The sequence below is a fragment of the Enterocloster alcoholdehydrogenati genome, from assembly GCF_013282095.1.
Taxonomy (GTDB): domain Bacteria; phylum Bacillota; class Clostridia; order Lachnospirales; family Lachnospiraceae; genus Enterocloster; species Enterocloster alcoholdehydrogenati.
On the sequence record NZ_BLTJ01000001.1, the window covers coordinates 48,231 to 69,470 of the forward strand.

At 49.6% G+C, this 21,240-nt stretch carries 18 protein-coding genes and 2 tRNA genes; 17 read left to right on the top strand and 3 right to left on the bottom strand.

From position 1 onward, the window contains the following. Positions 1-13: 13 nt before the first annotated feature. Positions 14-84, bottom strand: a tRNA-Gly gene (locus HW447_RS00230). 176 nt (positions 85-260) lie between these two features. Here HW447_RS00230 and HW447_RS00235 point away from each other — a divergent pair. The 7 genes from HW447_RS00235 to HW447_RS00265 all read left to right on the top strand — a co-directional run bounded on the left by HW447_RS00235 (position 261) and on the right by HW447_RS00265 (position 10,351). Further along, complete coding sequence (locus HW447_RS00235) at positions 261-491, top strand: hypothetical protein (RefSeq protein ID WP_176253320.1); 231 nt, start codon at positions 261-263, stop codon at positions 489-491. 91 nt (positions 492-582) lie between these two features. Continuing rightward, a complete protein-coding gene (locus HW447_RS00240) occupies positions 583-2,502 on the top strand; it encodes a DNA gyrase/topoisomerase IV subunit B (RefSeq protein WP_176253321.1) in 1,920 nt (639 codons plus the stop codon). 14 nt (positions 2,503-2,516) lie between these two features. After that, positions 2,517-4,751 (top strand): DNA gyrase/topoisomerase IV subunit A, encoded by a 2,235-nt coding sequence (locus HW447_RS00245; protein WP_176253322.1) that lies wholly within the window; start codon positions 2,517-2,519, stop codon positions 4,749-4,751. A 202-nt stretch (positions 4,752-4,953) separates the two neighbouring features. Further along, complete coding sequence (gene asd, locus HW447_RS00250; protein WP_176253323.1) at positions 4,954-6,039, top strand: aspartate-semialdehyde dehydrogenase; 1,086 nt, start codon at positions 4,954-4,956, stop codon at positions 6,037-6,039. Between the two features lie 48 nt (positions 6,040-6,087). Continuing rightward, positions 6,088-7,152 (top strand): aldose epimerase family protein, encoded by a 1,065-nt coding sequence (locus tag HW447_RS00255; RefSeq protein WP_176253324.1) that lies wholly within the window; start codon positions 6,088-6,090, stop codon positions 7,150-7,152. A gap of 344 nt (positions 7,153-7,496) precedes the next feature. After that, on the top strand, positions 7,497-9,566 hold the full coding sequence (locus tag HW447_RS00260) for a DNA topoisomerase (RefSeq protein ID WP_176253325.1): 2,070 nt from the start codon (positions 7,497-7,499) through the stop codon (positions 9,564-9,566). Next, positions 9,563-10,351: an acyltransferase gene (locus HW447_RS00265; protein ID WP_176253326.1), complete on the top strand. Its 789-nt coding sequence runs from the start codon at positions 9,563-9,565 to the stop codon at positions 10,349-10,351. Before HW447_RS00260 ends, HW447_RS00265 begins: the two co-directional genes overlap by 4 nt. Before the next feature lie 105 nt (positions 10,352-10,456). Here HW447_RS00265 and upp read toward each other — a convergent pair whose 3' ends face one another. Together upp and HW447_RS00275 are read right to left on the bottom strand one after the other, a co-directional pair. Beyond that, positions 10,457-11,086 carry a uracil phosphoribosyltransferase gene (gene upp / locus HW447_RS00270; protein ID WP_176253327.1) on the bottom strand — a complete coding sequence of 210 codons (630 nt, stop codon included), beginning with the start codon at positions 11,084-11,086 and terminating at the stop codon, positions 10,457-10,459. Positions 11,087-11,192: 106 nt separating this feature from the next. Further along, a complete protein-coding gene (locus tag HW447_RS00275) occupies positions 11,193-12,020 on the bottom strand; it encodes a hypothetical protein (RefSeq protein ID WP_176253328.1) in 828 nt (275 codons plus the stop codon). A 195-nt stretch (positions 12,021-12,215) separates the two neighbouring features. Between HW447_RS00275 and HW447_RS00280 the strand changes: the two genes are divergently transcribed. From HW447_RS00280 to HW447_RS00325, 10 genes are all read left to right on the top strand, one after another. Further along, complete coding sequence (locus HW447_RS00280; RefSeq protein ID WP_176253329.1) at positions 12,216-12,431, top strand: bacteriocin; 216 nt, start codon at positions 12,216-12,218, stop codon at positions 12,429-12,431. 189 nt (positions 12,432-12,620) lie between these two features. Further along, a tRNA-Leu gene (locus HW447_RS00285) sits at positions 12,621-12,703 on the top strand. A 169-nt stretch (positions 12,704-12,872) separates the two neighbouring features. Further along, positions 12,873-13,217, top strand: a complete 345-nt coding sequence (locus HW447_RS00290; RefSeq protein WP_176253330.1) for an anti-sigma factor family protein — start codon at positions 12,873-12,875, stop codon at positions 13,215-13,217. Between the two features lie 38 nt (positions 13,218-13,255). Then, positions 13,256-15,994: a DNA polymerase I gene (polA, locus tag HW447_RS00295; RefSeq protein ID WP_176253331.1), complete on the top strand. Its 2,739-nt coding sequence runs from the start codon at positions 13,256-13,258 to the stop codon at positions 15,992-15,994. An 84-nt stretch (positions 15,995-16,078) separates the two neighbouring features. Beyond that, positions 16,079-16,690, top strand: a complete 612-nt coding sequence (coaE, locus tag HW447_RS00300; protein WP_176253332.1) for a dephospho-CoA kinase — start codon at positions 16,079-16,081, stop codon at positions 16,688-16,690. Beyond that, positions 16,687-17,484, top strand: a complete 798-nt coding sequence (locus tag HW447_RS00305; RefSeq protein WP_176253333.1) for an MBL fold metallo-hydrolase — start codon at positions 16,687-16,689, stop codon at positions 17,482-17,484. The genes coaE and HW447_RS00305 overlap by 4 nt, the downstream gene beginning before the upstream one ends. A gap of 93 nt (positions 17,485-17,577) precedes the next feature. Next, complete coding sequence (locus HW447_RS00310) at positions 17,578-17,850, top strand: ACT domain-containing protein (protein WP_176253334.1); 273 nt, start codon at positions 17,578-17,580, stop codon at positions 17,848-17,850. Between the two features lie 31 nt (positions 17,851-17,881). Then, a complete protein-coding gene (locus tag HW447_RS00315) occupies positions 17,882-19,246 on the top strand; it encodes a PFL family protein (RefSeq protein WP_176253335.1) in 1,365 nt (454 codons plus the stop codon). A gap of 1 nt (position 19,247) precedes the next feature. Next, complete coding sequence (locus HW447_RS00320) at positions 19,248-19,898, top strand: histidine phosphatase family protein (RefSeq protein WP_176253336.1); 651 nt, start codon at positions 19,248-19,250, stop codon at positions 19,896-19,898. 26 nt (positions 19,899-19,924) lie between these two features. Then, complete coding sequence (locus HW447_RS00325) at positions 19,925-21,187, top strand: class I SAM-dependent methyltransferase (protein WP_176253337.1); 1,263 nt, start codon at positions 19,925-19,927, stop codon at positions 21,185-21,187. Positions 21,188-21,240 lie beyond the last annotated feature (53 nt).

The following is a 21,240-nucleotide window of genomic DNA, read 5'->3' on the forward strand; positions in this document are numbered from 1 at the left end:
GCCAAGGGTGTAAAGCAGATGACGGGAATCGAACCCGCCTCCTCAGCTTGGGAAGCTGATATTCTACCGATGAACTACATCTGCGCGATGAAATCATTATACCAGCACTATACGATTTTTGCAAGCCTGTTTTTCAAATTTTTTACAGCTGCTTATAACATCTTTCACAGGATCTTTTTGGCGCGCGGCTCTGCATAATCTGCTGAGAATGAGGAATCCTATTCGTTGCACGCTTTCACGTTTCATAAAAGGAGAATTCCATGTATCCGAAACATCTTTATAAAGCCCGTTTCCAGGCTGTGAAAAACGAGTTTCCCTATCCGGAAAAAGACATCCTGGCCATGGATTTAGACCTTGTGATCGGAGGTCGGCCGGATCGGATTTTAGAGCTTTTATCCCATCTTGACTTTACCGGTGACCCTCCGGGGCCGGAGCTGTCGCGCCTGATCGAGGAGCTGGAAAAGAAACTTGGGATTGAGGGAGACGCTTGAAATATTTTATTAAATATGGTTTAATACTATGAGATAAACCGACACGCTCCTTAGCTTTAAGGGGCGTGCTTCGCGACTATGGAGGAATAGAATGGCAACAGAACAATATAATGCGGACAGCATCACCGTCTTAGAGGGCTTAGAAGCCGTCCGCAAGCGTCCGGGTATGTACATAGGCGGCGTTGGAACCAAGGGACTGAACCATCTGATCTATGAGATCGTTGACAATGCGGTAGATGAACATCTGGCCGGTTTCTGCTCTAAGATCTGGGTGAAACTGGAAAAAGATGGTTCCTGTACCGTAAAGGACAACGGACGCGGCATACCTGTAGAGATGCATAAAAAAGGCGTTTCCGCAGCCAGGGTAGTGCTTTCCACGCTTCATGCAGGAGGAAAATTCGACAATGAGGCATATAAAACCAGCGGCGGCCTTCACGGCGTAGGATCTTCTGTGGTAAACGCTCTTTCCGAATATATGGATGTAAAGATCAGCCGGGGCGGCCTAATCTATCATGACGCATATGAAAAGGGACTTCCGGTTGTGGCTCTGGAAAAGGGGCTTCTTCCCGTGACAGGCAAAAGCCGTGAAACCGGTACCCAGATCAATTTCCTGCCGGACGGCGAGATCTTTGAAAAGACCCGCTTTAAGGCAGACTGGTTAAAGAGCCGTCTCCATGAGACTGCCTACTTAAATCCCAATCTGACGATTTTTTATGAAAACCACAGAAACGGCGAGGAAGAGTCCGTCACGTATCATGAGCCGGACGGCATCATCGCCTATGTGCGGGAGTTAAATTCCGGGAAAACACCGGTTCATGAGCCGATTTATTTTAAAGGCAGCGTGGATCGGGTAGAGGTAGAGGCAGCCATCCAGTTTGTGGACACCTTTGAGGAGAATATCCTTGGTTTCTGCAACAATATCTTTACCCAGGAAGGCGGCACTCATCTGGCAGGCTTTAAGACGCGTTTTACGGCTCTTATCAACTCCTATGCCAGGGAACTTGGTATTTTAAAGGATAAGGATCCCAACTTTACCGGGGCTGATACCCGAAACGGCATGACGGCTGTGATCGCCGTCAAACATCCCGATCCCATTTTCGAGGGGCAGACCAAGACGAAGCTGGCCAGCGCCGACGCCACCAAGGCAGTATTTACGGCAGCGGGAGACGAACTCCAGCTGTATTTTGACCGGAATGTAGAGGTCTTAAAGGGAATCATTGGCTGTGCGGAAAAATCCGCTAAGATCCGTCGGGCTGAGGAAAAGGCCAAGACCAATATGCTGACCAAATCCCGTTTTTCCTTTGACAGCAACGGAAAGCTGGCTAACTGCGAAAGCCGGGATGCCTCCAAATGCGAAATCTTCATTGTAGAGGGAGATTCCGCCGGCGGCTCCGCAAAGACGGCCAGAAACCGTCAGTATCAGGCCATTCTTCCCATTCGCGGAAAGATCTTAAATGTGGAAAAAGCCTCCATGGACAAGGTGCTGGCAAATGCGGAAATCAAGACCATGATCAATTCCTTCGGCTGCGGATTTTCTGAGGGCTATGGAAATGATTTTGACATAACAAAGCTTCGCTACGACAAGATCATCCTCATGACCGATGCGGATGTGGACGGCAGCCACATTGATACCCTGCTTCTCACATTTTTATATCGCTTTATGCCGGAGCTGATCTACGACGGCCATGTGTATATCGCCATGCCGCCGCTGTTTAAGGTGATCCCTAAAAAGGGACAGGAAGAGTATCTTTATGATGAGAAGGAGCTGGAGCGTTACCGCAGAAGCCACAAGGGCGATTTTACCCTGCAGCGCTACAAGGGTCTGGGCGAGATGGATGCTGAGCAGCTCTGGGAAACCACCCTTGACCCGGAACGGAGGGTATTAAAACGGGTAGAGATCGAGGATGCCAGAATGGCTTCTGAGGTGACGGAGATGCTGATGGGCAGTGAGGTAGGCCCCCGCCGCCAGTTTATCTATGAACACGCTGACGAAGCGGAGATCGACGCATAACAGGAGAGGACGAAATGGCAGAAAAGATATTACGGACAGAATACAGCGAAGAAATGCAGCGCAGCTACATGAATTACTCCATGAGCGTCATCACAGCGAGAGCGATTCCCGATGCCAGAGACGGCTTAAAGCCGGTTCAGCGCCGGGTTCTCTACGATATGAGCCAGCTGCATTTAGACCATGACAAGCCCCACAGAAAATCGGCGCGTATCGTAGGCGATACCATGGGTAAATACCATCCCCACGGAGACAGCTCTATCTACGATACGCTGGTGGTCATGAGCCAGGAATTTAAAAAGGGCATGGCCCTGGTAGACGGCCACGGCAACTTTGGTTCCATCGAGGGAGACGGGGCCGCAGCCATGCGTTATACTGAGGCCAGACTGGAGAAATTTGCCCAGGAGGTTTATTTAAAGGATCTGGACAAAACAGTCAGTTTTGTGCCGAATTATGATGAAACGGAAAAAGAACCGGAGGTTCTTCCGGTACGGGTGCCGAACCTTCTGGTTAACGGTGCAGAGGGAATCGCAGTTGGTATGAGCACCAGCATCCCCACTCATAACCTGGGAGAGGTGGTGGATGTGGTACGCGCTTATATTGACAATCCGGCCGCCACCACGGCAGAATTGATGGAATATCTGCCTGGCCCGGATTTTCCCACCGGCGGCATCATTGCCAACAAAAGCGAACTGCCGGATATCTATGAAAGCGGTGCGGGAAAAATCAAGCTGAGAGGCCGCTTTGAGGTGGAGCTTGGCAAGCGCAAGGCAGATAAGGATAAGCTGATCATTACGGAAATCCCCTACACCATGATCGGCGCAGGGATCAATAAGTTTCTGGTGGATGTGGCGGATCTGGTGGAATCCAAGAAATTAACGGATGTGGTAGACATTTCCAATCAGTCCAACAAGGACGGCATCCGTATTGTGCTGGAACTGCGCAAGGATGCGGATATTGACCGGATCAAGAACATTTTATATAAGAAAACAAAGCTGGAGGATACATTTGGCGTTAATATGCTGGCGATTGCGGATGGCCGGCCGGAAACCCTGAGCTTAAAGGGAATCCTGCGCAGCTTCATGGAATTTCAGTATCAGAATACGGAGCGCAAATACAATGTACTCCTGGAAAAGGAACTGGAAAAGAAGGAGATTCAGGAAGGCCTGATTGCCGCCTGCGACTGCATCGATCTGATCATCGCCATTTTAAGGGGGTCAAAGAGTTTAAAGGATGCGAAGGCCTGCCTGACTGCCGGAGATGTATCAAACATCCATTTCCGTATGCCGGGTTTTGAGGAGGATGCAAAAAAACTGCATTTTACCGAACGTCAGGCCTCTGCGATCCTGGAAATGCGTCTTTATAAGCTGATCGGACTGGAAATTCTGGCCCTGGAAAAGGATCACAGGGAGACCTTAAAAAAGATTGCCTCCTATCAGAAGATATTAAGCAGCAGAGCCAACATGAATCAGGTGATTAAGGACGATCTGGCTTCCATCAAGGAGGAATTTGCTCTTCAAAGACGTACCCTGATCGAGGATGGCCCTGAAGCCGTCTATGTTGAAAATGCCGTTCCCGTTCAGGAGGTCGTCTTTGTAATGGACCGTTTCGGCTACTGCAAACTGCTTGACAAGACCACCTATGAACGCAATCAGGAGACGGTTGACACCGAGCAGGTGTATGTACAGCGCTGTCTGAACACGGACAAGATCTGCCTCTTTACCGCAGGCGGGATTCTGCATCAGATCAAGGCCTCCGATATCCCTTCCGGCAAGCTCAGGGATAAGGGGGTACCTGTGGAAAATCTCAGTAAATACGATGGAAGAAATGACCGGATCTGTCTTTTGACCTGTGCGCAGGCATTAAAGGGAAAAAGGCTGGTATTTGCAACCCGGCTTGCCATGGTAAAGCAGGTGTCGGGAGAGGAATTTGAGACAAACAACCGGATGGTAGCTGCGACCAAGCTTCAGGAGGGCGATGAAGTGCAGGCTGTGATCCTGACAGAAAAACAGGAGGCTACGGTCGTTTTACAGACCACAGGAGGATATTTCCTCCGTTTTCCATTAGATGAGATTTCCCTGCTTAAAAAAGCCTCCCGCGGCGTCCGCGGCATCAGGCTTTCCAAGAACGAGGAGTTGGAACAGATCTATCTTCTGGGGGAAGAACCGTATTCCATTTCCTATAAGGATCGTGAGATCAGCTTAAGCGGTATGCGGATCACCAAACGGGATGCCAAAGGCACGAAAAAATAAGAGGGCCTGAAAATTTACCTGAATGATGTACAGATTTTTATGGATGTGCGTGCAGGAAAAACAAATGTACGCAAAAGGCGAATTTCTTCTTGCATTTTTTTCTGCTTTGGTATAGGATAAAAGGCAGCGGTTTAAGTATGGAGAATGGCAGGTAAATATCTCCGTATAAAGCGTGAAAAAGAGAAGATGAGGAGAGCGAGACATGGAAAAGAAATTAAGAGTCGGCATATTAGGCGCAACAGGTATGGTAGGACAGAGATTTATTTCCCTCTTGGAGAATCATCCGTGGTTTGAGGTAGTGACCGTGGCAGCCAGCCCAAGATCAGCTGGAAAGACATACGAGGAGGCCGTAGGCAGCCGCTGGAAGATGGCAACTCCTATGCCTGAGGCGGTTAAGCAGCTGGTTGTAATGAATGTAAACGAGGTAGAAAAGGTAGCTGCCGGTGTTGATTTTGTATTCAGCGCAGTGGATATGACAAAGGATGAGATCAAGGCCATTGAGGAGGCTTACGCAAAAACGGAGACTCCTGTGGTTTCCAACAACAGCGCCCACCGCTGGACACCGGACGTTCCCATGGTGATCCCGGAGATAAACCCGGAGCATTTTGAGGTGATTCCATACCAGAAAAAACGCCTTGGCACCAAGAGAGGCTTCATCGCCGTTAAGCCTAACTGCTCCATCCAGAGCTACGCTCCCGTGCTGACTGCCTGGAAAGAATTTGAGCCTTACGAGGTAGTAGCTACTACATATCAGGCCATTTCCGGAGCCGGCAAGACCTTCAAAGACTGGCCGGAGATGGAAGGGAACTTAATCCCCTACATCGGCGGAGAGGAAGAAAAGAGCGAACAGGAACCGCTGCGCATCTGGGGCCATATTGAAAACGGCGTGATTGTAAAGGCGGAAGCTCCCCTCATCACCTGCCAGTGCCTGCGTGTGCCGGTATTAAACGGCCATACAGCCGCCGTTTTTGTAAGATTTAAGAAAAAAGCATCCAGGGAACAGCTGATCGATAAGCTGGTAAGCTTTAAGGGGCTTCCCCAGGAGCTGGGCCTTCCAAGCGCTCCCAAGCAGTTTATTCAGTACATGGAAGAAGATAACCGTCCTCAGGTAAGTCTGGACGTAGATTTTGAACACGGCATGGGGATCTCTGTGGGCCGTCTGAGAGAAGATACTCTTTACGATTATAAGTTCGTTGGGCTTTCCCACAACACCGTACGCGGAGCGGCAGGCGGAGCTGTGCTCTGTGCAGAGTTTTTGGCCGCCAAAGGCTATATTGAAGCAAAATAGGCAGAAGGCCCAGGGCATTCTGCATTCATGGAAGGGGTAAAACATATTATGGCAATCAGCAAAAATGTATTTGGCGTCATGCCTTCAGGCGAAAACGTTTATAAGTATACACTGACCAATCATCACGGCGTCAGCGCGGACTTTATCACCCTGGGAGGCACCTGGGTTACGATGAATGTGCCTGACAGGCATGGAAAGATGGCTGATGTGATCCTGGGTTACGATAACCTGGAAGGCTATCTGTCCAACAATCCCCATTTCGGAGCCATTATTGGCCGGAATGCCAACCGGATCGGCGGGGCAGTGATCACGATTGACGGAGTTGATTACAGGCTGGAGGCCAATAACGGCCCCAACAACCTGCACAGCGCCCCCGATCTGTATCACAGAAGGCTGTGGGAAAGCGAGACGTCTGAGACTGACGAGGGCAGCTGCGTAACCTTCTCCTTAAAAAGCCCTGATAAAGACCAGGGCTATCCTGGAAATGCCTCGATTCAGGTCAGCTATACACTGACAGAGGATGACAGCATCCGGATCCGCTACCGTATGATCTGTGATAAAGACACCGTTGCCAATTTTACCAACCACTGCTATTTTAATCTGGCTGGCCATGACAGCGGTTCTGTGATGGATCAGGAGGTGTGGCTGGCTGCCTCAAGGTTCACTCCTGCAGATGAAGTATCCATCCCCACGGGAGAGATCCTGCCGGTAGAGGGAACGCCCATGGACTTTACACAGATGAAACCCCTGGGCCGGGATATTGATGAACCCTATGAGGCTCTGATTCTGGGACATGGCTATGACCATAACTGGGTGCTGGATCATGATCCAGGCATCCTTTCTCTGGCGGCAAGAGCCAAAGATCCAAAAAGCGGCCGTATGATGGAAACGTATACGGATCTTCCGGGAATACAGCTTTATACAGCCAACTTCTTAAATGATCCCGTTCCGGGAAAGGGAGGCGCTCACTACCAGGGGCGCCACGCCTTCTGTTTTGAGACACAGCATTTTCCAGATGCCTGCCATAAACCGCATTTTCCGTCCCCGATCCTCAAAGCGGGAGAGGTGTACGACACTACCACGGTTTACCGGTTTTACCGGGAGATGGAGTAAGCGGGAGCCGGGTTAAAAACTCAGGAAAGCGGCAGACAGACATAGCGCGGCAAAAAAAGAATGCAGAATATGAGATAAATCCTCATGCGCTGCATTCTTTTTGCATCATTGTGTGTACGTCATACATCAATTTGTCCCAAAATATGCTTATGCAAGCCAGTTGGCAGCACATATTTCCACAAAAATTGCCGCATGGCTGAATAGTTATACGAAATATATGAGATTTTTTCGCAAACATTGCCATATCATCCATTTAATGGTATACTAATAAAATATGTCTGCGGTATTTTCTGCGAGATGCCCTTACATGATAATGCAGCAAATAAAGAAAAACGAGGGATGGGATGTCAAAATCGTTATACATTGCGGAAAAGCCCAGTGTGGCCCAGCAATTTGCGGATGCTTTAAAAATCCGCGGACGGCGGGGAGACGGCTATATTGAATCGGAGAGCGCCATTGTTACCTGGTGTGTGGGGCATCTGGTAACCATGAGTTATCCGGATGCATATGATATGAAGTACAAGCGCTGGAGCCTTCAGACCCTTCCTTTTCTGCCCAGGGAGTTCAAATACGAGGTTATCCCCGGAGTGGCAAAGCAGTTTGCCGTTGTTAAGGGGCTGTTAAACCGACCGGAAGTGGACACGATTTACGTCTGTACTGACTCCGGTAGGGAAGGAGAGTATATCTACCGTCTGGTGGCCCAGATGGCCGGGGTAAAAGGAAAGCGCCAGAAACGGGTGTGGATCGACTCGCAGACGGAGGAGGAGATCCTGCGGGGGATCAAAGAAGCGAAGGACGAATCAGAGTATGACAATCTGTCCGCCTCTGCCTATCTGCGAGCCAAAGAGGACTATCTGATGGGAATCAACTTTTCCCGCGTTCTGACCCTGCGTTACGGGCCGGCCATGTCTAACTACCTGGGAACCAAATTTACGGTACTTTCGGTAGGCCGTGTTATGACGTGTGTGCTGGGGATGGTAGTACGAAGGGAGCGGGAGATCCGCAGCTTTGTAAAGACCCCCTTTTACCGGGTGTTTGGTACCTTTGACGCAGCGGATAAGGACGGCAGGATCATTCCTTTGGAAGCTGAGTGGAAAGCCGCAGAGGGCTCCCGTTATTTCGGAACCCCTTATCTTTATAAAGACAATGGTTTTAAGGAACGGGAGCGGGCCGAAGAACTGATTGCTTTTTTAAGGGAAGAAGAGCCCCTTACAGCCAGAGTCATTTCCAAGGAGAAAAAGAAGGAGACAAAAAATCCTCCCCTTCTTTATAATCTGGCAGAGCTTCAGAATGACTGCTCCAGGATGTTTAAGATCAGCCCGGATGAGACCCTTAAGGTTGTCCAGGAGCTGTATGAAAAAAAGATGGTTACCTATCCCCGAACGGATGCCAGAGTCCTGTCAGCGGCAGTGGCCAAGGAGATTCATAAAAATATCAGCGGTTTATCGGGTTATGTTCCTATGTCCCTCTTTGTTCAGGAGATCATGCAGACGTCGGCATACCAGGGGCTTTCAAAAACACGGTATGTTAATGACAAGCAGATCACGGATCACTATGCCATCATCCCCACAGGACAGGGTCTTGGGAACCTGAAAACCCTTACCTCCCTGCAGGAAAAAGTCTTTCAGGTGATATGCCGCCGGTTTTTAAGCATTTTTTATCCCCCTGCGATCTATCAGAAGTATTCTCTGGAACTGGAACGAAAGAAAGAGCATTTTTTTGCCGGTTTTAAAGTCCTTTCGGAACCAGGATATCTGAAAATCGCAGATGTGAATCTGGCCAAAAAAACTGGGGTGGAGGAAACCTTTGAGGATGCAAAGGAGGGAGATTCGGACCAAAATCATACCGAATCCCCAAAAGTTGACAGAGCAGAACTGTTACAGGTGCTTGCAGATTTGAAAAAAAATGATATACTTACAGTAGCGGACCTGCGGGTGAAGGAAGGGGAAACATCTCCTCCCAAGCGCTATACCTCCGGTTCTATGATTCTGGCCATGGAAAATGCCGGCCAGCTTATCGAGGATGAGGAGCTGCGTGCCCAGATCAAGGGCAGCGGCATCGGTACCAGCGCCACCCGTGCAGAGATTCTTAAGAAACTGGTAAGCATACAGTATCTTTCCTTAAACGGAAAGACTCAGGTGATCACGCCGTCACTGCTTGGGGAGATGGTCTATGACGTGGTAGACCATTCCATCCGCCAGCTTTTGAATCCGGAGCTTACGGCCAGCTGGGAAAAAGGCCTGACCTATGTTGCAGAGGGTTCCATCACTTCAGATGAATATATGGAAAAGCTGGAACGCTTTGTGGCAGGAAGGACAGTAAATGTGATCCGCCTGAACAACCAGTATGATATGAAAGGGCTGTTTGACGCGGCTGCCGTATTTTATAAACAAAAAAGGAGAACTGATCAATGAAATTGGAAGAAATGAAGATGAAAGAGCTTTTTGACATGAGTCATACGATTGCAGAGAGAATCTTTGACAATCACGTATATCCATGGGGGGTACTGCCGGAGATTGGCGATTTCATCCGTTCTTTGGGTCCCCTCCTTCCTGAAAATGAATACCGTAAGATCGGTAAGGACATCTGGATCCACAAGACTGCAAAGATTGCCCCGACTATTATGATGACAGGCCCCATGATCATATGTGCAGGTGCCAATGTGCGCCACAATGCTTTTTTAAGAGGCAACGTGATCATTGGTGAAAAGGCTGTTGTAGGCAACTCCTGTGAGCTGAAAAACGCTCTGCTGTTTGATGAGGTTCAGGTTCCTCACTTTAACTATGTAGGCGATTCCATTCTGGGCTACAAGGCTCATATGGGCGCAGGGGCTGTCACCTCCAACGTTAAGTCTGACAAGAGTCTTGTAAAGGTTCACGCAGAAGACGGTGATGTAACCACCGGCTTTAAGAAGTTCGGCGCTGTTGCGGGCGACGGTGTTGAGATTGGGTGCAACAGCGTATTAAACCCAGGCACGGTGATCGGCAAAAACACGGTGGTATATCCTCTTTCCAGCGTAAGAGGCTGTGTTCCGGCCAATTCTATTTTCAAGAACCAGGAAAATATCATTGTGAAGGAAAACAGAGATGACGCATCCGTGACGGAAGAATCCAAGCCGGAAGAGCCAGCTCCAAAGCCAAAGAGAACAAGAGCAAAGAAGAGCACCGCAGGCAGCAGCACTGTAAAGGTGGTAAAATAAACCTTCCGTACGCAGATAAATGCATATAAAAAACCTCCTCCGAATCCGTGGAAAACCATGGGGCCGGAGGAGGTTTTTTATATTCTAAAGTGTATCAGACCTGAGTTACTTTGTGCCGAAGATCCGGTCACCTGCGTCGCCCAGACCAGGGCAGATGTAGGCATCTTCATTGAGACAGCGGTCTAAATGTCCCACATAGATCTGAATGTCAGGATGGGCCTTATGAAGCCGCTCCAGGCCTTCAGGCGCTGCGATGATAGCCATGAATTTGATCTTTTTTCCGCCGTGCTGTTTGATAAAGTCTACGGCAGAGACTGCAGATCCCCCGGTAGCCAGCATGGGATCCGTGACAATGATGGTACGCTCCTCGATGGGGCTTGGAAGCTTGCAGTAATACTCGTGAGGCTCATGTGTTACCTCATCCCGATAAAGACCGATATGGCCTACCTTTGCACTGGGAACCAGCGCCAGGATGCCGTTTACCATGCCAAGGCCCGCCCGCAGAATCGGAACCACTGCCAGCTTCCGGCCTGCGATCATAGGGGTCATACAGGTCTCTAACGGAGTCTCGACCTTTACATCCTCCAGGGGAAGATCGCGCAGCGCCTCATAGCCCATGAGCATGGCGATCTCCTCAATAAGAGCACGAAACTCGTTTGTTCCGGTGCTCTTATTGCGCAGGATCGAAATTTTGTGCTGGATCAGCGGATGATTAAAAACCATTACATTTTCCATAAATGTACAGCTCCTTTGTATAATTTTAAACATATGTCTATTATAACTGATAGGCGGTCATATAGCAATGAAAATCGGAAAAGGTTTAAGCCTGTTTCCTGCTGCGCTATTTGGTAGCCGGATCAAAGGCTACGATTACATAGTCGCCCAGCGCATGGGGGACAGGAAGGGAGAAGTAGACACGGCCCTGTTTTTCGTAGCTGAATGATTCCGGCCAGTTCTCACCTTCAGATACAGGGAAATCCGCATCCTTAAAAAGGGCTGTCAGATCCTCCAGCGTCTGGGTGCTGCGGTATTCCAGGGCTGCGCTGGTCTCTTCAGCATTCAGCTGCGGGAACTGAACATCGTCGCTGAGCACATAGCCGGCCATGGTATAGGCATCTGTAAAATCGTTTAATCCCATGTCCTGTATCTGGGCCAGGTTCACCGTGTTCGTATAGAAAATGTTTGTTGGATGAGCGCCGTTTTCTACCATCAGGCTGCCGGTATAAACGGCAGTAAGGCGCTTGCGGTCTGCGGATACGATCTCGCAGGAAACCGTAAGAGAATCTGTCTCCTCGTTAATCTCATATCCCTTCAGAACAGAAAGCGCATTTGCTTTTAAATGTTCATTGATCTGCTCCTGCTTCTGCGTATCCTCCATATCTTCAATTACCGGATACTGGATGGATACCTTTCCTGAAGTGTAGGTTGCGGTGACAGCTGACAGGCGGGAGGCATTCTCCTCTGCTTTTGCAGTGGTTTCCGTCTCAGAAACCGTCGTTTCCTGTGGTTTCACCTCTGTCTCTGTGGGCGCTTTGGTGGATGCCTCCGTGTGGAAGGTGGAAAGATCTGCCTTGGGAGGCGTCCGGCTTACGATCAGCCCGATGGCTACGCCTCCTGCCACTACGGCCGCACCGATGACTCCTATCATAATCTTTTTGTTCTTATCCATATGGTTCCTCCTTAGGGTATTTTTAATCATTATACAGGAAACTCATGGACATGGTTTGAAGAAAAACTTACAAATTCGTGAAGGAAAGAAAAAAACGGTCATATCGGTGCGCCTGTCTGCATATAGTATTAGAGCGTGTTAAGTAAAAAGTCCTCCGGGGCAGGGCTTCATAACAGGCAGAAGGAGGAGAGACACATGACATATCTTGAACTGATCGCCAAGGTAGGGACCAGTCCCATGGATGTGGTGAAAATGTATTTTAAGGGGATGCTCACAGAAAAAGAGCTGAATAATGTGATCGGAGGCAGGCGGGCAGGGATCGTAGAGGATTATAAGCAGCAGTGGAAAGAGAGAACAGTGGGTACAGCCTCTCTGGAAACTGCCTGTACAGAGGATACAGCCGGGAAATAAAATGTAGCGGCTCAGTCCTGCCATATGCCAATTTGTAGGGAAATATGCTTATGCAAGCCGGAGTGCAGCACATATTTCCCTACAAATTGCCGCATGGCTGAATAGTTACAACAAATTCGTTGAATTCTGATAAAAACACTTGCCAAATGTTTATTCCTATGGTAGAATAACTACCGTTGCAAAAGCAAGGCCGGCGTGTCGGAATGGCAGACGATGCAGACTCAAAATCTGTTGCGGGTAACCGCGTGCGGGTTCAAGTCCCGCTGCCGGCATAAGATCCCCGTATTTATTGGAGTTTCTGATAAATACGGGGATCTTTTTGCGTATGTGCCCTTATGAACGGCAAATTGTCCGCAATTTGTTATGATTGATTGAAAACAGGGTTATTTTATTGTATGATAGAGTTCAGCATAATAATAAAAGCCCAAAGGAGGTGCTTGGATGACCTGTGAGGAAGCGGAGCGTCTCGTAATGCCCTATATTAACGGAAGTATTACGGATGAAGAACTGGAAGGCTTTTTAAAACATATCGAGCACTGCCCGGAGTGCAGGGAAGAACTGGAGATTTATTTTACAGTAGACGTAGGCATCCGGCAGCTGGACGAGGGGACAGGAACCTACAACATCAAGGGAGCGCTGGAGACGGCCCTGGAGCTGTCCAGACAGAGGATTCACACGCTGGAACTGCTTCGCACGGCTGTATATGCGGTGAATACCCTGTGTTTCTGGTCTGTGCTTATGGTGCTGTTTCTGCAGGTTCGCATCTGGGAACAGTTTGGATTTTAGGAGCGCCTATTACAACAACGAAAGGATTTTAACTCAATATGGATAAACTTGTACTGATCGACGGGCACAGCATTTTAAACCGTGCCTTTTACGGAGTACCGGATCTGACCAACGCAGAAGGACTTCATACCAATGCAGTATATGGCTTTCTGAATATCATGTTAAAGATACTGGAGGAGGAAAAGGCGGATCATCTTGCTGTGGCTTTTGACCTGCCGGCCCCTACCTTCCGCCACAAAATGTTTGACGCATATAAAGGTACACGCAAGCCCATGCCTGAGGAGTTAAGAGAGCAGGTGCCCCTGATGAAGGAGGCCCTGACGGCCATGGATATTCCCACCCTGACCCTGGAGGGCTTTGAGGCCGATGATATTCTGGGCACTGTGGCAAAACGGTGCCAGAAGGAGGGGATTGACGTAGCCATTGTCTCCGGTGACAGGGATCTTTTGCAGCTTGCGGACGAACACATTAAGATCCGTATTCCCAAGACGAGCCGGGGCACTACGGAGATCCATGACTATTATCCAGAAGATGTAAAACGGGAATACCAGGTGACGCCTCAGGAATTTATTGACGTGAAGGCCCTGATGGGCGATTCCTCCGACAACATTCCCGGTGTTCCCTCTATTGGTGAAAAAACGGCTACCAGCCTCATCGCCGCCTATGGATCGATTGAAAATGCCTACGCCCATGTAGAAGAGATCCGCCCGCCCAGAGCCCAGAAGGCTCTGGCTGAGCATTACGATATGGCTCAGATGAGCAAGGAACTGGCAACCATCTGCACTGACTGTCCGGTAGATTTTACCTATAAGGATGCAGCGGTAGAGAATCTCTACACAGCCGAGGCCTTTAAGTTTATGAAACGCATGGGCTTTAAATCCATTTTAACCCGATTTGACGCCTCAGCAGCAGAGGAGGACACAATAAAGGCAAAAGAGCATTTTCGGGTAGTGACGGATAAAAAGGAGGCAGACCAGCTTTTTAAGAAGGCGAAAAAGGCAGACTGGACGGGCCTTCAGCTTATATTCGGAACAGAGACCTCACAAGGGGAAGAACATAATGAACAGTTGTCCTTTTCCTTTGACGCTTCCGGCGAATTGAGGTCTGGAAAAAAGGCAAAAAGCGGCTGTCCTCTGGTAGTCGGGCTGGGCCTGTGCCTGGGAACGGAGGACATTTTCTGCATTCGGGCTCAGGGAGAACTGGGGCAGGATGAGCTGATCCGTCAGACCAGGGAGCTGTGTCAGAAGGATAAGCCGGTCTGGGTACTGGATTTAAAAGCCATGCTGCCAGTGCTGAAGCTGGAGGATACCGCTCCTGTCTATGATGCGGGAGTAGCTGGTTATCTGTTAAATCCTTTAAAGGATGCCTATGGCTACGACGATCTGGCCAGGGATTATCTGGCCATGGAGATTCCCTCACAGAGTGATCTTATAGGGAAAGCGCTCCTGGGCGATCGCCTGGTTCAGGAGGATGAAAAGGCGGCAGACTGTGTCTGCTATATGGCCTACACTGCCTGGAAGGCTGCAGAGGTTCTTAAAAAACGGCTGTGTGAGGAGGATATGTATTCCCTTTACACAGAGATTGAAATGCCTCTGATCTACAGCCTGTTCCATATGGAGCAGGAGGGCGTTAAGGTTCAGAGAGAAAAATTAAAAGAGTATGGCGACAAGCTCAAAACCGGCATCGCCCGGCTGGAGACGGAGATTTATCAGGATACAGGAAGGGAATTTAACATCAATTCCCCGAAACAGTTAGGTGAGATCTTATTTGGCGAAATGAAGCTTCCCGGCGGAAAAAAGACAAAAACAGGCTACTCTACTGCAGCCGATGTGCTGGAAAAGCTGGCTCCTGATCATCCCGTGGTGCAAAAGATTCTGGATTACCGTCAGCTGACCAAGTTAAATTCTACCTATGCCGAAGGGCTGGCTGCCTATATCAGCGAGGATGGGCGGATCCACGGCAAATTCAACCAGACCATCACTGCAACCGGACGTATCAGCAGTACAGAGCCCAATCTTCAGAATATCCCTGTGCGCATGGAGCTGGGCCGGGAGATCCGGCGGGTATTTGTTCCAAAGGACGGCTGCGTGTTCATTGACGCCGATTACTCCCAGATCGAGCTTCGTATTCTGGCCCATATGTCCGATGATGCGGGCCTGATTGAAGCGTACCGGGAATCCAGAGACATCCATGCGGCTACGGCCTCTCAGGTCTTTCATGTACCCCTTAAGGAGGTGACTTCGCTCCAGCGGCGCAACGCCAAAGCTGTAAATTTTGGTATTGTCTACGGCATCAGCGCCTTTGGCCTCAGCGAGGACTTAAGCATCTCCCGAAAAGAGGCAAAGGAGTATATTGAGCGGTATTTTGAGTCGTATCCCAGTGTAAAAGCCTTCCTGGACGGTTTGGTAAAGCAGGGGAAGGAGCAGGGCTATGTAACCACTCTGTACAAGCGGCGCAGGCCGATTCCGGAGTTTAAGTCCTCCAACTTTATGCAGCGTCAGTTCGGCGAGCGGGTAGCCATGAATTCCCCTATCCAGGGTTCTGCGGCAGATATTATGAAGATCGCCATGATTACTGTAGACCGTGAACTGCGTGCCAGAGGATTAAAATCCCGGATCGTTCTGCAGATCCACGACGAACTGCTTATCGAAGCTCCAAAAGAGGAGGAACAGGAGGTAAAGGCGCTTTTGGTGGATCAGATGAAACACGCCGCCAGTCTTAAAGTTTCTCTGGAGGTAGAGGCGCAGACTGGTGATTCCTGGTTTGACGCAAAATAGTTTTTCTCTATGGCCGCGGATGAGATGCAGACACTGGCCGCGGCCATGAACCCATACGCGAAATTGTCAGGAGGAATTGAATTCATGGAGCATAAGCGCCCCTTTCTGCTTGGACTCATCGGAGGAGTAGGAGCAGGAAAAAGCACCGTTCTTTCATTTTTAGAAAAACATTACCATTTCCATGTGATCCAGACGGATCTGACTGCACGCCGCCTTTTAGAGCCGGGAGAGGCAGCCTATGAAAAGGTTGTATCTCTTCTTGGCCCTGGTGTCCTTGGGCCGGATGGAAGCATTGACCGTACAGCTATGGCCGGAATGATATTTAAAGATCCAACAAAGCGGCAGGCAGTCAACGCCATCACCCATCCTCTTACCTGGAAGGCGGTTATGGAGGAGGCATACGCCTGTAAAAAATGTCCGGTTGTCATCGAAACCGCTCTTCCGTCAAAAGAATTTCGTGACAAGTGCGACGAAATGTGGTATCTTTATACATCAGAAGAAAACCGCACAGACCGCCTGATGGAAAGCCGCGGATATTCAGAAGAGAAAGCCAGGGCGATTATGGAAAGCCAGGCTGCTGACCAGGAGTTCAGAGATCTGGCAGACGCTGTTATTGACAACAATGGCAGTCCAGAGCACACCAAATATCAGGTAAAGGCGCTGTTAAAGGGACGGGAAGGAATCAGATACACATGAGAATGGTAAGCATAGCAAGCGGAAGCAGCGGAAACTGCATTTACATAGGTTCCGATGACACGCATATCCTGGTGGACGCAGGCATCAGCAACAAGCGGATCATGGCAGGACTGAACGACCTGGGGCTGGCCGGAACCGACATGGCCGGTATCCTGATCACCCATGAACATTCGGATCATATCCGGGGGCTGGGAGTTATTTCACGAAAATACCACCTGCCTATCTATGGAACCCAAAAAACATTAAATGAAATCTCCTCCTGCAGCAGTCTGGGGAATTTTGATAAAGGGCTTTTAAAGCCCATTGACCCGGATGTGGATTTTATGGTAGGAGATTTAAAGATCCGACCCTTTAAAATCGACCATGATGCGGCGGATCCCGTGGCTTATCGGGTGGAGAACGGGAAAAAATCCGTAGCCGTGGCTACGGATATGGGCCATTATGACGAATATATTGTAGAGAATCTTAAAGGACTGGACGCAGTTTTGCTGGAATCCAACCATGACGTGCGTATGCTGGAAACAGGGCCGTATCCCTATCACCTGAAGCGCCGCATCCTTGGGGATCGCGGCCATTTATCCAATGAAAATGCGGGCAGGCTTTTAAACCGTATCCTTCACGATCATTTGAAAAAAATATTTTTAGGACACTTATCTAGAGAAAATAATTACCCGGAATTAGCCTATGAAACAGTCCGTCTGGAGATTGATGAGGGAAGCTGCCCTTACGGCGCATCGGATTTTTCCATTTCCGTGGCATCCAGAGACCAGATGAGCGATGTGGTTTACCTATAAAATGTAACGATTCAGGATATGGCGTATTTTTGCAACTGCTTTCCGCCAGCCTGAACAGCTGCAATAAAATCATATAAAAAGAGGAGAATGAATATGAGCAAAGCAATCATTACCGTAGTCGGAAAGGACACTGTCGGCATCATCGCAAAGGTATGTACCTATCTGGCGGAGTGTCAGATCAACATCCTGGACATTTCCCAGACGATTGTTCAGGGATACTTTAACATGATGATGATCGTAGATGTAAGTGCGGTAAACCGCTCCTTCGGCCAGGCGGCAGAGGATCTTGAAAAGCTGGGGGAAGAGATCGGCGTTGCCGTTAAGATCCAGAGAGAAGAGATCTTTACAAAGATGCACAGAATCTGATAACCGCGCATAAGGGAAGGAACGACGGGCTATGTTAAATATTTATGAAGTAAATGAAACCAACAATATGATCGAGCGTGAAAAACTGGATGTGCGCACCATTACCATGGGCATCAGCCTTTTAGACTGCGCGGACAGCGATCTTGACGCCCTGAATGAAAAGATTTACAAAAAGATCACCACACTGGCAAAGGATCTGGTAGCAACCGGAAGAGATATTGAGAGAGATTTCGGCATTCCCATTGTAAATAAGCGTATTTCCGTAACGCCTGTCGCCCTGGTGGGCCAGTCCGCCTGCAAAACCCTGGAGGACTTTGTCACCATTGCAAAAACTCTGGATAAAGCAGCCAGAGAAGTAGGCGTCAACTTTATCGGCGGATATTCTGCCCTGGTCAGCAAGGGCATGACGGCTGCGGATAAGAATCTGATTCTTTCGATCCCCCAGGCTCTGGCCCAGACCGAGCGGATCTGCAGCTCCGTCAACGTAGGATCCACAAAGACGGGCTTAAACATGGACGCAGTCGAACTGATGGGACGGATCGTAAAAGAAACGGCTGAGGCCACAAAGGACAGAGATTCCTTAGGCTGTGCCAAGCTGGTGGTATTCTGCAACGCTCCTGATGACAATCCCTTTATGGCAGGCGCTTTCCACGGCGTTACAGAAGCAGACGCCATCATCAATGTAGGCATCAGCGGCCCCGGCGTTGTAAAAGTAGCCCTTGAAAAGGCCAGAGGAGCTAATTTTGAGGTGCTTTGCGAAACCATCAAAAAGACAGCGTTTAAAATCACCCGTGTAGGCCAGCTGGTGGCCCAGGAGGCATCCAGACGCCTTGGTATCCCCTTTGGCATTATCGACCTTTCTCTGGCGCCAACGCCTGCCGTAGGCGACAGCGTGGCAGAGATCTTAGAGGAGATCGGCTTGGAGCGTGTAGGCGCTCCCGGTACCACAGCGGCCCTTGCCCTGTTAAATGATCAGGTTAAGAAGGGCGGTGTTATGGCCTCATCCTATGTAGGCGGCTTAAGCGGTGCATTTATCCCAGTCAGTGAGGATCAGGGTATGATCGATGCAGTCAGTCTGGGCGCACTGACTCTGGAAAAGCTGGAAGCCATGACCTGTGTCTGCTCTGTGGGGCTTGATATGATCGCCATTCCCGGAGATACATCTGCTGCCACCATTGCCGGCATAATCGCCGATGAGGCAGCTATCGGTATGATCAACCAGAAAACCACAGCCGTGCGCCTGATCCCTGTGATCGGCAAAAAGGTGGGCGATACCGCAGAGTTTGGCGGCCTTTTAGGCTATGCCCCCATTATTCCGGTTAATCCATTCTCCTGTGAGAAGTTTGTTACCAGAGGCGGCCGTATTCCGGCTCCCATCCACAGCTTTAAGAATTGATATGAGACTTTATTTTATACGGCACGGCCGTCAAAGCAGCAAACGCTGCAATGTGAATGTAGATTTGTCCCAGGAGGGCCGCCGCCAGGCAGCCCTTCTTGGCTGTCGGCTCACAGACTGGGGCATCGACGCCCTTTATTCAAGCGATCTTATCCGGGCTGTCCAGACAGCCAGGGAGATCAATCGCTTTCTGTCCCTTCCCCACACAATCTGTCCGGATCTGAGAGAAATCTCATTTGGGGAAATGGAAGGGCTGACCAACGAGGAGATTGGAGTTCGTTTTAAAGAATTTAAAAAACAGCAGGAGACTATGACTGCCGATTTGCCTTATCCGGGCGGAGAGTGCGCCGGCGATGTAGTCCGCAGGGTAGAACCGTTTTTGGATGAAATGACCCGAAGCCATTACAAACGGATTGCGGTTGTCACCCATGGAGGCGTGATCCGGGCCATGACCGCCCTTTGCCTGGGAATGCCTCTGGAAAAATGGAGGCTTTTGGGAAAGGATCTGGAAAATACCAGTATCACGGAGCTGAAATGGGATCCGGTTCACCGGCGCTTTACGGTGGAGCGATTTAATGACTATGCCCATCTGGAGGGCCATCCCCTGCTTTTAAGAAGCAGCTGGGCAGAACCGCCCGCATCACACAGCTGAAAGAATGAGACAAAAGGAGCAGCCCTATGGAGCAGAGCGAAAGAAAAAAACTTAAAGAAGGACTGGAACTGTTTTTAAATGAGGGACTGGAGCGTTTAACATTGAGCCATCCGGCAGACCCGTCCGGCTGCAGCCGGATCCGGCCTTTGCTGCTTAAGGGAGAGCTTGTATTTCAGGCAGAAGAACAGGTGGGAAGGCAGGCATTTCATCGAAACATGACAAAGGAACAGGCGGTTTCCTATATCTGTGGAATGCTGGACGGCACGCTGCGTCAGGCAGAGATGAGCGGGGGCTGGGGCACCGGCGTTGTTTTAGTAAGCAAAAAAGGAAAAGTGACCGTAAAGCTGCGCAGGAAGGCGGCCAGAGAGAACATGGCCGAAGAAGCAAATACCGCAAAGATACGCCCCCAGTTCCAGGAAGCATCCGCCCTTTTAGAACACAACCGCAGGAAACGCTACATTCTGGAAGAGGGACGTCCGGTTCCGTTTCTCATTGACCTGGGGGTTATGACAGCAGAGGGGAAGATTATTCGAAGCCGTTATGATAAGTACCGTCAGATCAACCGGTTTCTTGAGTTTATCGAAGATATCCTGCCTCATCTGAATGCTTCGAGGGAGTCTGTTATTCTGGATTTCGGCTGTGGAAAATCCTATCTGACTTTTGCCATGTATTATTATCTGAGGGAATTAAAAGGCTATCCTGTGCGGATCATCGGCCTTGACCTGAAGGAAGAGGTGATTTGCCGCTGCAGCGCTCTGGCAGAAACTTACGGCTATGACCGCCTGAGCTTTTTCTGCGGTGATATCGCGTCCTATGAAGGAGTGAACCAGGTGGATATGGTGGTAACGCTTCATGCCTGCGATCTGGCTACCGATTATGCTTTGGAAAAGGCAGTGGGATGGGGAGCAAAGGTCATCCTGTCCGTCCCCTGCTGCCAGCACGAACTGAACCGGCAGATCAATAATCCGCTGATGAGCCCCATAATGGGCTACGGCCTGATCAAAGAGCGCATGGCTGCTCTGTATACGGATGCCATACGCGCACAGGTGCTGGAATATGAGGGCTATCGTACCCAGATTCTGGAATTTATCGATATGGAGCACACTCCAAAAAATATCCTGATCCGGGCAGTGCGGCAGGATAAGAAAGGCAGTTGTGAAAACAGCCGCAAAAAAATGGGGGAACAGCTCCGCAGTCTGCTGGCATTTTTAAATGCAGAGCCTACCATCGTGCGCCTTCTGGCACCAGAGCTGATTTTAAAGGAACCACCGATAGATGCCCTATCCTGAAGCATTACCATCTGAGACACAAAAAAACCGAAACACCCCCGCAAAAAGGGCAG